This window comes from Streptomyces griseicoloratus, assembly GCF_014534645.1.
Lineage (GTDB): Bacteria > Actinomycetota > Actinomycetes > Streptomycetales > Streptomycetaceae > Streptomyces > Streptomyces griseicoloratus.
The window spans coordinates 93,434-106,129 of sequence record NZ_JACVQF010000163.1 but is presented as its reverse complement, the minus strand read 5'-3'; the positions used below and the strand labels follow the sequence as shown (position 1 = coordinate 106,129).

General features: G+C 73.9%; 11 protein-coding genes and 1 pseudogene. 4 read left to right on the top strand and 8 right to left on the bottom strand.

Annotated elements, in window-relative coordinates; all coding sequences use genetic code 11:
* Positions 1 to 10 precede the first annotated feature (10 nt).
* From H0H10_RS06015 to H0H10_RS06000, 4 genes are all read right to left on the bottom strand, one after another.
* Entirely contained in the window at positions 11 to 1,075 is a 1,065-nt protein-coding gene (locus H0H10_RS06015; protein WP_188179774.1) for an MBL fold metallo-hydrolase, read from the bottom strand.
* Positions 1,072 to 2,319 (bottom strand): aminotransferase class I/II-fold pyridoxal phosphate-dependent enzyme, encoded by a 1,248-nt coding sequence (locus H0H10_RS06010; protein WP_188179773.1) that lies wholly within the window; start codon positions 2,317 to 2,319, stop codon positions 1,072 to 1,074. Before H0H10_RS06010 ends, H0H10_RS06015 begins: the two co-directional genes overlap by 4 nt.
* A 167-nt stretch (positions 2,320 to 2,486) precedes the next feature.
* Positions 2,487 to 3,407, bottom strand: coding sequence for a hypothetical protein (locus tag H0H10_RS06005; protein ID WP_188179772.1), 921 nt, complete (start codon positions 3,405 to 3,407; stop codon positions 2,487 to 2,489).
* 160 nt (positions 3,408 to 3,567) lie between these two features.
* On the bottom strand, positions 3,568 to 4,362 hold the full coding sequence (locus tag H0H10_RS06000) for an RNA polymerase sigma factor SigF (protein WP_188179771.1): 795 nt from the start codon (positions 4,360 to 4,362) through the stop codon (positions 3,568 to 3,570).
* A 358-nt stretch (positions 4,363 to 4,720) separates the two neighbouring features.
* Between H0H10_RS06000 and H0H10_RS05995 the strand changes: the two genes are divergently transcribed.
* Positions 4,721 to 6,538 (top strand): thiamine pyrophosphate-requiring protein, encoded by a 1,818-nt coding sequence (locus tag H0H10_RS05995; RefSeq protein WP_188179770.1) that lies wholly within the window; start codon positions 4,721 to 4,723, stop codon positions 6,536 to 6,538.
* A gap of 57 nt (positions 6,539 to 6,595) precedes the next feature.
* Here the strand turns inward: H0H10_RS05995 and H0H10_RS05990 are convergent.
* The 4 genes and pseudogenes from H0H10_RS05990 to H0H10_RS05975 all read right to left on the bottom strand — a co-directional run bounded on the left by H0H10_RS05990 (position 6,596) and on the right by H0H10_RS05975 (position 10,883).
* A pseudogene (locus H0H10_RS05990) lies at positions 6,596 to 7,011 on the bottom strand (VOC family protein).
* Positions 7,012 to 7,016: 5 nt separating this feature from the next.
* Positions 7,017 to 7,442 carry a helix-turn-helix domain-containing protein gene (locus H0H10_RS05985; protein WP_188179769.1) on the bottom strand — a complete coding sequence of 142 codons (426 nt, stop codon included), beginning with the start codon at positions 7,440 to 7,442 and terminating at the stop codon, positions 7,017 to 7,019.
* Positions 7,443 to 7,516: 74 nt separating this feature from the next.
* A complete protein-coding gene (locus tag H0H10_RS05980; protein WP_188179768.1) occupies positions 7,517 to 9,910 on the bottom strand; it encodes an ATP-binding cassette domain-containing protein in 2,394 nt (797 codons plus the stop codon).
* Positions 9,911 to 10,730: 820 nt separating this feature from the next.
* Entirely contained in the window at positions 10,731 to 10,883 is a 153-nt protein-coding gene (locus tag H0H10_RS05975; RefSeq protein WP_188179767.1) for a hypothetical protein, read from the bottom strand.
* A 221-nt stretch (positions 10,884 to 11,104) separates the two neighbouring features.
* On the opposite strand from H0H10_RS05975, the gene H0H10_RS05970 reads away from it, so the two are divergent.
* From H0H10_RS05970 to H0H10_RS05960, 3 genes are all read left to right on the top strand, one after another.
* Positions 11,105 to 11,515 (top strand): DUF2795 domain-containing protein, encoded by a 411-nt coding sequence (locus H0H10_RS05970; protein WP_188179766.1) that lies wholly within the window; start codon positions 11,105 to 11,107, stop codon positions 11,513 to 11,515.
* A gap of 34 nt (positions 11,516 to 11,549) precedes the next feature.
* Positions 11,550 to 11,981 carry a CBS domain-containing protein gene (locus H0H10_RS05965; RefSeq protein WP_188179765.1) on the top strand — a complete coding sequence of 144 codons (432 nt, stop codon included), beginning with the start codon at positions 11,550 to 11,552 and terminating at the stop codon, positions 11,979 to 11,981.
* 85 nt (positions 11,982 to 12,066) lie between these two features.
* Positions 12,067 to 12,609 (top strand): type 1 glutamine amidotransferase domain-containing protein, encoded by a 543-nt coding sequence (locus H0H10_RS05960; RefSeq protein WP_188179764.1) that lies wholly within the window; start codon positions 12,067 to 12,069, stop codon positions 12,607 to 12,609.
* The last annotated feature ends 87 nt before the right edge of the window (positions 12,610 to 12,696 follow it).

Below are 12,696 nucleotides of genomic sequence, written 5' to 3'. Positions count from 1 at the left end.
CGGCGGGCCCTCACTCCAGGATGCGGGAACCGCCCACCGGCAGGTCCCACAGGTCGTCCCGGGGCAGGCCCTCCTTCTCCCAGGCCGCGCGCACGCGTGTGAGGGGTTCCAGAACCGGTTCCGCCGACAGCACGAACGTGCCCCAGTGCATCGGCGCCATCCGCCGGGCGCCCACGTCCCGCGCGGCCCGGACCGCCTCCTCCGGATCGCAGTGGACGTCGCTGAGCCACCAGCGGGGCGCGTAGGCCCCGATGGGGAGCAGCGCGAGGTCGATGCCCGGGTAGCGGCGGCCGATGCGGGAGAACCAGTGGCCGTAGCCGGTGTCGCCGGCGAAGTACACGCGGTGGCCGTCGGAGTCGGTGAGGACCCAGCCGCCCCACAGGCTGCGGCAGGTGTCGGTGAGGGTGCGCTTGGACCAGTGGTGGGCCGGTACGAAGTCGAGGCGGACGCCACCGAGTTCGGCCGCCTCCCACCAGTCCAGTTCGGTGACGCGGGTGAACCGGCGGCGGTGGAACCAGCGGCCGAGCCCGGCCGGCACGAAGACCGGCGTGTCGCGCGGCAGCCGGCGCAGCGTGGACGCGTCCAGGTGGTCGTAGTGGTTGTGGCTGATGACGACGGCGTCGACGCGCGGCAGGGCGCTCCAGGCGACGCCGACCGGGGTGACGCGCGCCGGGGTGCCGAGGATGCGGCGCGACCAGACCGGGTCGGTCAGGACGGTCAGCCCGCCGATCCGCACGACCCAGCTGGCGTGCCCCGCCCAGGTCACGGCGACGGTGCGGGCGTCCACGCGGGGCAGCGGGCCCGGTGCGAACGGCAGCCGGGGGATGTCGGCGAGGCCCTCGGGGCCGGGCCTCAAAGCGCCCTCGCGGGCGAATCTCGCGAAGGCCCGCAGACCGGGCAGCGGGGCCGTCAGCCGGTCGTGGAACGTCCGCGGCCACACCCGGCGCTCGGCCGGCGGCCGGGGCTCGGCCAGCGGCGGGACGGGGGACGCCGGGGGTGACGCGTGCGCCGGGGCGACGTCGTCGTCCTGCGTGGGCGTACTCGTGCTCGTGGTCGACCGGGGCTGCTGCGTCATCGAGGAGGCTCCCATCGCTGAGCGTCGCGGAGATCGTCGAAGACCGACTTCAGAGTGATCAAGGCGCGGTGCACGTGTGGCACTTCCAACGGGTCGGGCGCGTCGAGGCATTCCGCGCGCCGCTCGTCGGTGCCGCCGTCGACCAGGGGGCCGGTGGACAGCCGGACGCGCAGGGCCGCGAGGTCGTCGCCGAAGCGGTGGCCACCGGGCGCGGGCATGCCCAGCCGGGCGGTGAGGAAGTCCTCCAGTTCCTGGGCGTCGCCGACGCCCTGAGCGGCGAGCGCGTCGCGGAGGGGGCCGAGGTCGGCGTACAGATGGCGTCCGGCCCGCGGGGGCCGGGCGGTCGCGCCCGCGGTGACGACGCCGGCGTGCACGGCGGCGGCCAGGCGCGCGTGCAGTCGTACGGCGGCGGACCGGCGGGCCGTGACCGGTTCGGGTTCGGCCAGGGCGTACGCGGCCGCGGCGGCGACCGGTGCGGCGACGCGGGCGCCCAGCGCGGTGAGCACGTCGAGCACGCGTGCGTGGAGCCCGTCCCCCTCCGTGGTGGCCGGGAAGCGGGCGATAGCGGCCGGCCAGCCCGGTGGCAGCAGCGCGCCGGCCAGGTCGGTGACGACGGTGACCCGCTCGGGCAGCATCTCGGCGGGGCTGAGCAGCACCGTGTCGTGCGGGTCGTGCAGGGTGTCGCGCCAGGTCTCGTCGCTGACCAGGTGCAGGTCCTCGTCGGTGGCGGCCTCGACGGTCTCGTGCAGCAGCTCGGGCGGGGCGACGGTGCCGGTGGGGTCGTCGGCGACGGACAGCACGAGCAGGCGCGGGTCACCGCCCTCGGCGCGGACCCGGCGCACGGTCTCCAGGAGCGCGTACGGGTCGGGGACGCCCCCGCACTCGGCGGGGGTGGCGACATGGAAGACGGGTCTGCCCAGCAGCCGTGCGTACGGCGCCCACCAGGCCGCGCACGGCCGGGGCACCAGGACGTCGCCGCCCAGCACGGCGGTCAGGGCCAGCAGCAGGGCGTTGGCTCCGGGAGCGGCGGCCACGCGTCCGGGGCCGACGGGCAGTCCGCGCCTCGCCCAGTACCCCTGGGCGGCGTCCAGGAGGGCGGGGGCTCCGCCGACGGGTTCGTCCCGGGCGCGGCCCGCGGCGGCGGCGAGCACGCCGGACAGTTCGGGCAGCGGAGGCAGCCCGTCGCCGGGGAGCGGCGGGCCGTAGCGGACGGGGCCGTGCCCCTCGGGAGCCGTCCGCCCCATGCGTACCTCCGCGCAGTCCGTGGTGCCGTGCCCTGTCGCCGCCGGTCCGTTTCCGTTTCCTGGGTCGCGCCCTGTTTCCCGGTCGTGCTCTGAGTACCCACCGTGCCGCCCGGACATGGCTCCGGCGGGGGTCGTGCGGATCACAGCCGCGCGGCCGGTGCCGGCCGTCAGCGGTACTCGGCCCTGCCGCGGAACCTCAACCGGTGTACGGCCGCCCCGGCCGCGCCCGCAATGAGGACGCCGCCGGCGACCACGGCGGGCACGGAGCCGGTGAACGCGCCACCCGCCCCCGCCTCCACCCCGCCCGGCACCACAGCACCACCACAGGACTCCTCGCCACCGCGCCCGCCGGACTCACGGGACGGCGGCTCGGCATCGCACGACTCCTCGCCGCCACGCCCACCGGACTCGCCCCCGCCACCACCACCGGACCCGGAGCCCTCGGACTCGGTCCCGCACGCCTCGTACCCACCGGACTCACCCCCGCGGCCGCCGGACCCGCCGGACGGCGGCTCGGCACCGCAGGACTCCTCGCCGCCACGCCCACCGGACTCGCCCCCGCCACCACCACCGGACCCGGAGCCCTCGGATTCGGACTCGGTCCCGCACGCCTCGCCGCCGTACTCGCCGGGCTCGGCGCAGTCGGGTTCCTCCCCGCAGGGCTCGCCCGGCGCGGACTGCGGGCACGTCGGCCCCGTGGTGCCGGCCTCCCGCGGCTCGGCGGCCGGGGCGCTCCACGGCTCGCTCTCGGTGCCGGGCCCCTCGGCACAGGTGCCGTCGGCGGCCGACGGCGGCTCCGCGTCCGACGCGTCCGGGGCGGCCTCGGAGCCGGCGGCGGGGCGGGCGGTGCCGCGGTCGGCCGGTCCGGACGCCTCGGCGTCTTCGGGCGGCATCCCGCGCGGTTCGGCGCTGCTCTCGTCCGCGGCCGGCGGGACGACGCCGAGCGTCTCGGGACGCGCGCTGCCGGCCGCCTCGCAGGGCACCGAGGGGGCCGGGACACCCGGCTCGGCGGCGGCCGGCCCCGCACCGGCGCCGAGGGCGGCACCGGCCAGAACGGCGGCGGACAGGGCGCGGACGGTGCGGCGCATGGGGCGGGCTCCTTCGAGCGACGGCTGCGGGGCCCGGCACTCGCGGCCCCTCGGCCATCACAGCCCGCCCGGCACGGGGACGCGCGCCGCCGTGCGCCGTTCGCGGGACCCGGGCGCCCAGGTGGGTGACGTACGGGTTTCGAGGGTGGCGCGCGCCGGTTCAGGCCGCCGGGTCCCGCAGCACCTGCTCCCGCACCTGGGTGCAGCACCGGCTGATCAGCCGGGAGACGTGCATCTGGGAGATGCCGAGCCGCTCGGCGATGCGGCTCTGGGTCATGTCGTCGAAGAACCGCATGTAGAGGATGGCGCGCTCGCGTTCGGGCAGGGCGGCCAGGCGTTCCTTGACCGCCTCGCGGTCGACGACGGTGTCGAGCGCCGGGTCGGGGCCGCCGAGGGCGTCGCTGAGCGAGTAGCCGTCGTCGCTGCCGGGGAGTTCGGCGTCCAGGGACAGGGCGGTGAAGCTCTCCAGGGCCTCCAGGCCCACCCGGACGTCCTCCTCGCTCAGGTCGGCGCGCTCGGCTATCTCGGCGACCGTGGGCCTGCGGCCGGAGATGGTCTGCGAGAGGTCCTGGCCCGCGAAGCGGACGCGGTTGCGCAGGTCCTGGACCCGGCGCGGCACGTGCAGCGTCCACATGTGGTCGCGGAAGTGGCGCTTGATCTCGCCGGTGATGGTCGGCACGGCGTAGCTCTCGAAGGCGTTGCCGCGTTCGGGCTCGTAGCGGTCGACGGCCTTGACCAGGCCGAGCGCCGCGACCTGGCGGAGGTCCTCGTAGCTCTCGCCGCGGCTGCGGAAGCGTCCCGCGAGCCGTTCGGCCATGGGCAGCCACGCCTCGACGATCCGGTCGCGGACCGCGTCGCGCTCCGGGCCGTCGGGGAGCGTCCCGAGGAGGCGGAAGGCCTCGGCGGTGTCGGGGGCGTCGTCGTGGGGGTGCTTCGTACGGACGTGGGTCGTCATGCTGCTCGCAACTCCCTCGGAGTGCGGGGTCCTGTCGTCGCGCCGGGGCGACGGCACGGGCGGTGGGCCGGGGGCGGACGGCACCGGGGCCCGGAAGGTCTCCGGAGCGGGGCGGCGCCGGTGCGACGACACGGCCCTTGGGTCGGGCGGTCACCGTGGAAGCGCGTCCGGGAGCCGGACGGACGCACCCGTGGCGGCGTGGCCGCTCCCACGGACGTGCCTCCTGTCCGAAGCACTGCAATGTCGCCTGCCCCCGCCCCCGTGCCGCAAACGCCCCGCATGTTTTCCGGCGACGCCCGCGGTGACTCGTGGGCTGCTGTCGACTTCACCCCACCCACCCGTCCGGGAGGTCCGTCACATGAGCACCAAGGTCTCCGACCACGTCCTGCAGCGGCTGCGCGAATGGGGCGTGGAGCAGGTCTTCGGCTACCCGGGCGACGGGATCAACGGTCTGCTCGCCGCCTGGGGCCGCGCCGACGACCGGCCGCGTTTCGTGCAGTCCCGGCACGAGGAGATGTCCGCGTTCCAGGCGGTCGGGTACGCCAAGTTCAGCGGGCGCCTCGGGGTATGCGCGGCCACCTCGGGACCCGGCGCGATCCACCTGCTCAACGGGCTGTACGACGCCAAGCTCGACCACGTGCCGGTGCTGGCGATCGTGGGGCAGACCCACCGGACGGCGATGGGCGGTTCCTACCAGCAGGAGGTGGACCTGCACACGCTGTACAAGGACGTCGCCTCCGAGTTCGTGGAGACGGTGACCGTCCCGGAGCAGCTGCCGAACGTGCTGGACCGGGCGATCCGCACCGCGTACGCCCGCCGCTGCCCCACCGCGGTCATCATCCCCGGCGACGTGCAGGAGCTGGACTACTCGCCGCCCACGCACGAGTTCAAGATGGTGCCCTCCAGCCTGGACCGCAGCTCCTGGACGGCGGTCCCCTCCGAGGAGTCGGTGCGGCGGGCGGCGGAGGTCCTGAACGCCGGTGACAAGGTGGCGATCCTGGTCGGCCAGGGTGCGGCCGGTGCACGCGAGGAGGTCGAGCGGATCGCCGAGCTGCTCGGGGCCGGCGTGGCCAAGGCACTGCTCGGCAAGGACGTGCTCAGCGACGAGCTGCCCTACGTCACGGGCTCGATCGGGCTGCTCGGCACGCGTCCGTCGTACGAGCTGATGCGGGACTGCGACACGCTGCTGACCATCGGGTCCTCGTTCCCCTACTCGCAGTTCCTGCCGGATTTCGGGCAGGCGCGGGGCGTGCAGATCGACATCGACCCGCACATGGTCGGGATGCGCTACCCGTACGAGGTGAACCTCGTCGGTGACGCGAAGGCTACGCTCCAGCGGCTGATCCCGCTGATCGAGGACGGCCGGGGACGCGAGTGGTACGACACGGTGTGCGCCAACGTGACGCGCTGGCGCGGGGTGATGGAGCGGCGCGCGGGCCTCGACGCCGACCCGATCAATCCGGAGTACGTGGCCGCCGCGCTGGATCCGATGCTGCCCGCCGACGCGATCGTCACCTCGGACTCCGGCTCGACGGCGAACTGGTACGCACGCCACCTGACGATGCGGCCCGGGATGCGCGGCTCGCTGTCGGGCACGCTGGCCACGATGGGCTGCGGGGTGCCGTACGCGATCGGCGCGAAGTTCGCCCACCCGGACCGGCCGGTGATCGCCCTGGTCGGGGACGGGGCGATGCAGATGAACGGGCTGGCGGAGATGATCACGGCCGCGAAGTACCGGGATCTGTGGGAGGACCCGCGGCTGGTGGTTGCCGTCTGGAACAACCAGGACCTCAACCAGGTCACCTGGGAGATGCGGGCCATGGAGGGCGCCCCGTCCTTCGTGCCGTCGCAGGCGATCCCGGACGTGCGCTACGCGGACTTCGCCCGCTCGCTGGGGCTGACGGGCGTCCGGGTGGAGAAGCCGGAGGAGGTCGAGGCGGGCTGGCGGGCCGGCCTGGAGGCGGACGGTCCCGCGGTGATCGAGTTCCTCACCGACCCTGCCGTGCCGCCGATCCCGCCGCACGCCACCTGGGAGCAGATGGAGGCGACGGCCGCCTCGATCCTGAAGGGCGACGAGGACCGCGCCTCGGTGGTCAAGCAGGGCTTCAAGGCGAAGGTGCAGGAGTTCCTGCCGGGCCGCGAGAAGTCCCGGGAGAAGTCCCGGGGGAAGAGGTAGAGCGGCGGACGGGGAGCCGGGCCCTGCCGGCCGGTCCCGGGCCCTGCCGTGCGGGGGTCACCCCTTGCGGGACTGGGTGGAGCGCAGCATGTTGCCGGACGGGTCGCGGAAGGCGCAGTCACGGACGCCGTAGGGCTGGTCGACCGGCTCCTGCAGCACCTCGCCGCCCGCGGCACGGATGCGTTCGAAGGTGGCGTCGCAGTCGTCGGTCCGGAAGAGATGCCGCGCAGCAGGCCCTTGGCCAGCAGTTCCGCCATGGCCTGATTGTCGGCGGCGGAGGCGTTCGGGTCCGCGAGGGGCGGTTCGAGGACGATGTCCACCCCGGGCTGCGACGGTGCGCCGACGGTCACCCAGCGCATCCCCTCGAATCCGACGTCGTTGCGCACCTCGAGCCCGAGGACGTCGCGGTAGAAGGCGAGCGCCTTGTCATGGTCGTCGACGGCGATGAAGCACTGTGAGAGCGTGATGTCCATGCGTTTCACGCCAGGGGCGGCGCGGCGGATCCCGCTTCTCCGTTCCTGACCGGTCGCGTGTGGATCTTGGCGACGCAGGCCGGGACGGCGGCGCCCTCGTCATGGGGGCGGGCCCGGTACGCGCTCGGGCTCTCGCCGACCAGTTCGGTGAAGCGCGAGCTGAACGACCCCAGTGAGGTACAGCCGACGGCGAAGCAGACCTCCGTCACCGACAGGTCGCCCCGCCGCAGCAGGGCCTTGGCCCGCTCGATCCGGCGTGTCATCAGGTAGCTGTACGGCGTCTCGCCGAAGGCGGCACGGAAGCTGCGGGAGAAATGGCCCGGCGACATCAGTGCGACGCGCGCCAGCGCCGGGACGTCGAGCGGCTCGGCGTAGTTGCGGTCCATCAGGTCACGGGCCCGGCGCAGCCGGACGAGGTCCTCCAGGTTCACGTGACCACCATCCCACAGCGCCCCGCCCCGAGAGGGGCCGGCGCCGTGGGATGCGTGGCCGCGGGAAGTGCCGGTCAGGCGCCGACGTAGTCCGCGAGGTGCTGGCCGGTGAGGGTGGAGCGGGCGGCGACGAGGTCGGCGGGGGTGCCCTCGAAGACGATGCGGCCGCCGTCGTGACCGGCGCCGGGGCCCAGGTCGATGATCCAGTCGGCGTGCGCCATGACCGCCTGGTGGTGCTCGATGACGATGACCGTCTTGCCGGCGTCGACGAGCCGGTCGAGCAGGCCGAGCAGGTGCTCGACGTCCGCGAGGTGCAGTCCCGTGGTCGGTTCGTCCAGGACGTAGACGCCGCCCTTGTCGGCCATGTGCGTCGCCAGCTTGAGCCGCTGGCGCTCGCCGCCGGACAGCGTGGTCAGCGGCTGGCCGAGGCTGAGGTAGCCGAGCCCGACGTCGGAGAGCCGTTCGAGGATCTTGTGCGCGGCGGGCGTACGGGCCTCGCCCGCGCCGAAGAACTCCACCGCCTCCGTCACCGGCATCGCCAGCACCTCGCTGATGTCGCGGCCGCCCAGGCGGTACTCCAGGACCGCCGCCTGGAACCGCCTGCCCTCGCAGTCCTCGCAGGTGGTCGCGACCCCGGCCATCATCGCCAGGTCGGTGTAGATGACACCGGCGCCGTTGCAGGTCGGGCAGGCGCCCTCGGAGTTGGCGCTGAACAGCGCCGGCTTGACGCCGTTGGCCTTGGCGAACGCCTTGCGGATCGGGTCGAGCAGCCCGGTGTACGTCGCCGGGTTCGAGCGGCGCGAGCCGCGGATCGCGGTCTGGTCGATCGACACCACGCCCTCGGCGGCCGGGATCGACCCGTGGATGAGCGAGCTCTTCCCGGATCCGGCGACTCCGGTGACGACCGTGAGCACCCCGCGGGGGATGTCGACGTCGACGTCGCGCAGGTTGTTCGCCGTCGCACCGCGGATCTCCAGCGCGCCGGTGGGCTTGCGCACCGTCTCCTTCAGTGCGGCCCGGTCGTCGAGGTGGCGGCCGGTGACGGTGTCGCTGGCCCGCAGCCCCTCCAGCGTGCCCTCGAAGCAGACCATGCCGCCCGCCGTGCCGGCGCCCGGCCCGAGGTCCACGACGTGGTCGGCGATCGCGATCGCCTCCGGCTTGTGCTCCACGACGAGCACCGTGTTGCCCTTGTCCCGCAGCCGCAGCAGCAGCTCGTTCATGCGCTGGATGTCGTGCGGGTGCAGACCGACGGTGGGCTCGTCGAAGACGTACGTGACGTCGGTGAGCGAGGAGCCGAGGTGGCGGATCATCTTCACGCGCTGGGCCTCGCCGCCGGACAGCGTGCCCGAGGCCCGGTCCAGCGAGAGGTAGCCCAGGCCGATCTCCACGAACGAGTCGAGGGAGTGCTGCAGCGCGGCGAGGAGCGGCGCCACCGACGGCTCCTCGATGCCCCGGACCCATTCGGCCAGGTCACGGATCTCCATCGCGCAGGCGTCGGCGATGTTGACCTTGCCGATCCGCGACGACCGGGCCAGCTCGCTGAGCCGGGTGCCGTCGCACGCGGGACACTTCGTGAAGGTGACGGCCCGGTCGACGAACGCCCGGATGTGCGGCTGCATCGCCTCCCGGTCCTTGGAGAGCATCGACTTCTGGAGCTTGGGGATCAGCCCCTCGTAGGTGAGGTTGACCCCGTTGATCTTCACCTTGGTCGGCTCGCGGTAGAGGAAGTCGTGCCGCTCCTTCTTCGTGTACTCGCGGATCGGCTTGTCCGGGTCGAAGAAGCCGGACTCGGCGATGACGCGCACCACCCAGCCACCCCCGGTGTAGGTGGGGATGGTGAAGGGGTCCTCGTTGAGCGACTTGGAGTCGTCGTAGAGCTGCGTGAGGTCGATGTCGGTGACCGTGCCCCGGCCCTCGCAGCGGGTGCACATGCCGCCGGTGCGGCTGAAGTCGACCTTCTCCGTCTTCGTCTTCTCCGTGCCGCGGTCGACCGTGAAGCCACCGCTCGCCGAGACCGAGGCGACGTTGAAGGAGTACGCGCCGGGCGGACCGATGTGGGGCTCGCCGAGACGGCTGAAGAGGATGCGCAGCATCGCGTTGGTGTCGGTGGCGGTGCCGACCGTGGAGCGCGGGTCGGAGCCCATCCGCTGCTGGTCCACGATGATCGCGGTCGTCAGGCCGTCCAGGACGTCGACCTCGGGGCGCGCCAGCGTGGGCATGAAGCCCTGCACGAAGGCGCTGTAGGTCTCGTTGATCAGCCGCTGCGACTCGGCGGCGATCGTGTCGAAGACCAGTGAGCTCTTGCCCGAGCCGGAGACTCCGGTGAACACCGTCAGGCGGCGCTTGGGTATCTCGACGCTGACGTCCTTGAGGTTGTTCTCGCGCGCGCCGTGCACGCGGATCAGGTCGTGGCTGTCGGCAATGTGCGGCGCGGGCGCCTGGGTGTCCGTCCTCTTGGCCGGGCTCATCGTGTCTCCATCTGTCTGCGCGGGGCACGTACCGTCCGCCGGCACACGGCCGATCGGACCCCCTCTTGTCACGGGAGAGCCGCCGCCCGGCGTCGCGACGCGGCCGAGCGCTCCAGCAGGCTCCTGGCAGGGAGGCTAGCCGGGTCCCGGGGACGGGCGCTTCTCGATTCCTGATCCTCCCGGCACGACGCTCACGAGACCTCCGGCACACGGCCGCGACCGTCCCGCCACACCGACCACGACCGACCGCGCCCGGCGAGGCACACGGGCCGTACCCGGCGAGGCCGCACCGACCGTACCCGGCGAGCCGCACCGACCGTGATCGGTCAGCCCACCGGCCGGGCTGAGGCGGGCGGCCTGACTGAGGCGACAGCCCGACCGTCGGCCGGCCCCGACCGTCGGCCAGTCCCGAGCGGTCGCCGGAGCGGTGGCCGGCCGGGGCTGCAGCTCCGCCCGAAGCAGCAGCCGCCCCGTAGCAGGCCGGCCGCGAGTGGCACCCCGACCCGAGGATGCAGCTGCCCCGAACGGCAGCCGGCCCAGTGGAGACGCCGACCGGGAGCAGCAGCCCCCACCCCGAACGGCGACGACCCGACACGGCGGCATACCGACCCGACACCTCCCCCACCGCAGCGGGCCGCCCGGTACGGCAGCCACCCCCCCCGAATGGCGACGACCCGACGCGGCGGTCGGAACGGCGGTGAGTCCGTTGCGGCAGCTTCGCCGGCGCGGCGCAGCACGGTGGCTCGGCGCGGCGCAGCGCGGCCGGCGGCGCGGTGAGGGTGGGCGGCGCTGTGGGCCGTGTCATCCGCGGGGCGGTGGGTCAGAGGGGTGTGGTCGAGGTGTTCTCCGCTGCGTCCCGGGCGGCGTCCGCGGGCTCGGCGGGCGGCGGCAGGAGGAGTTCCTCGTAGCGGCCCAGGGCCAGCACCACGCCGAGCATGAGGGCCGGGATGCACACAGCGAGCAGCACCGCCATGGTCCATCCTTCCCGAGAGGGCGGGCGTGGGGGGTGAATGCGGGCCGGGTTCCCGGCACGGGCCGGGCAAACCCGCCGTGCGGGCCCGCGTACGTGCCGTGTGCGCCGGGTCACCGGCCGGAGCCGCCCGGTGGAATCGGGCCGGGCCCTTCCGGGTGAACCCGTGTCGGTCCGCGGTGTTCGGGTACGCGGTGGCCACCCCCGAGGATCTGGAGGGAGACATGCAGCGAGGCAGTGACCGGCTGAGTGTCCACCGCGACGACGAGATGAAGCACGAGCTGCAGGGCCTGCTCAGGTCCGGGCACCCCACCCGTACCGAGGAGTGGAACGACCCGGAGCCGACCGCCGAGGACGACCCGGAGGTCATGTACGGCCCGGTGACGCCGAGCCGTGGACCGACGGTTCTGGAGACGCTCCGCCTGGAGCTGGCCCGGAACCTGACCCGTGGCGCCTTTCCGGCGACCCCGCGGGAACTGACCCGGGCACTGCGCCGCGGCAACGCACCGGACGCCCTCGTCGAGCGGCTGGAGCGGCTGCCGGCCTCGGCGCGTTACGGCAACGTCCAGGAGCTGGCGCAGGCCATGACGGGGGCGGGGGAGCCCGGCCCGGCCGGACGGCCGGAAAGCCCCTAGGCGCGCCGGAGCCGGACCGTCAGGAGGCGCGGTGATGGCCGAGTACGTGAGGGACGTGATGACCCCCGGTGTGGTCGCCGTCCGCCCCGACGCCTCGCTCGTCGAGGCGGCGCAGCTGATGCGCACCCAGCACATCGGCGATGTGGTGATCGCGGACGGACAGGACGTCGTGGGCGTGCTCACCGACCGGGACATCACGGTGCGGGCCGTCGCGGAGGGCGTCGACCCGCTGGCGGTGAGCGTCGGGACGGTCTGCACCCCGGACCCCCTGATGGTCGCCCCGGACGATCCGGTCTCGGCCGCGGTCACGCTGATGCGTGAGCACGCGGTGCGCCGGCTGCCGGTCGTGGAGAACGGGCTGCCGGTCGGGATGGTGACCCTCGGCGACCTGGCCGAGGCCGAGGATCCCGGCTCGGCGCTCGCCGACATCAGCCGTGCGGAACCGGACGCGCGGCACGGGACGTGAGGCCGGCGCGCAACAGGAGCGGAAACGACGGACACGCGCCGGCGGCGAAGACCGCCGGCGCGGCACGAAAGGACGTGAGACCACCATGCGCATCGCATTTCTGACCGCGCCCGAGGGCGTCGAGCAGGTCGAGCTGACCGACCCGTGGCAGGCGGCGAAGGACGCCGGGCACGAGCCCGTGCTCGTGTCGACGCGGTCGGGCCGGATCCAGGCCTTCGACCACCTCGACAAGGCGGACACGTTCCCCGTGGACGAGGTGGTGGGCGAGACGTCGGCCGACTCGTTCGGCGGGCTGGTGCTCCCGGGGGGCGTGGCCAACCCGGACTTCCTGCGGATGGACGACAAGGCCGTGGCCTTCGTGAAGGACTTCTTCGCACAGGGCCTTCCGGTGGCCGCGATCTGCCACGCCCCGTGGACGCTCGTCGAGGCGGACGTCGTACGCGACCGGGTGCTGACGTCCTGGCCGAGCCTGCGGACCGACATCCGCAACGCGGGCGGCACCTGGGTGGACGAACAGGTGAAGGTCTGCGACCACGGCCCCAACAAGCTGATCACCAGCCGCAAGCCGGGCGACCTGAAGGCGTTCTGCGAGACCTTCCTCGCGGAGTTCGCCGCGGCGGGCGGCTGAACGCCGGCGAGCCGGCACCACTCACCCACCGGGCCCGCGGGCCCGGTGGGCGTTCTTCGCTCCGGGGGGCGGCCGTCAGACCCGGGT

Excerpts from the sequence above, each read along its gene's own strand:
- H0H10_RS06015 (WP_188179774.1), bottom strand. The coding sequence starts at position 1,075 with ATGACGCAGCAGCCCCGGTCGACCACGAGCACGAGTACGCCCACGCAG.
- H0H10_RS06010 (WP_188179773.1), bottom strand. The coding sequence starts at position 2,319 with ATGGGGCGGACGGCTCCCGAGGGGCACGGCCCCGTCCGCTACGGCCCG.
- H0H10_RS06005 (WP_188179772.1), bottom strand. The coding sequence starts at position 3,407 with ATGCGCCGCACCGTCCGCGCCCTGTCCGCCGCCGTTCTGGCCGGTGCC.
- H0H10_RS06000 (WP_188179771.1), bottom strand. The coding sequence starts at position 4,362 with ATGACGACCCACGTCCGTACGAAGCACCCCCACGACGACGCCCCCGAC.
- H0H10_RS05995 (WP_188179770.1), top strand. The coding sequence starts at position 4,721 with ATGAGCACCAAGGTCTCCGACCACGTCCTGCAGCGGCTGCGCGAATGG.
- H0H10_RS05980 (WP_188179768.1), bottom strand. The coding sequence starts at position 9,910 with ATGAGCCCGGCCAAGAGGACGGACACCCAGGCGCCCGCGCCGCACATT.
- H0H10_RS05975 (WP_188179767.1), bottom strand. The coding sequence starts at position 10,883 with ATGGCGGTGCTGCTCGCTGTGTGCATCCCGGCCCTCATGCTCGGCGTG.
- H0H10_RS05970 (WP_188179766.1), top strand. The coding sequence starts at position 11,105 with ATGCAGCGAGGCAGTGACCGGCTGAGTGTCCACCGCGACGACGAGATG.
- H0H10_RS05965 (WP_188179765.1), top strand. The coding sequence starts at position 11,550 with ATGGCCGAGTACGTGAGGGACGTGATGACCCCCGGTGTGGTCGCCGTC.
- H0H10_RS05960 (WP_188179764.1), top strand. The coding sequence starts at position 12,067 with ATGCGCATCGCATTTCTGACCGCGCCCGAGGGCGTCGAGCAGGTCGAG.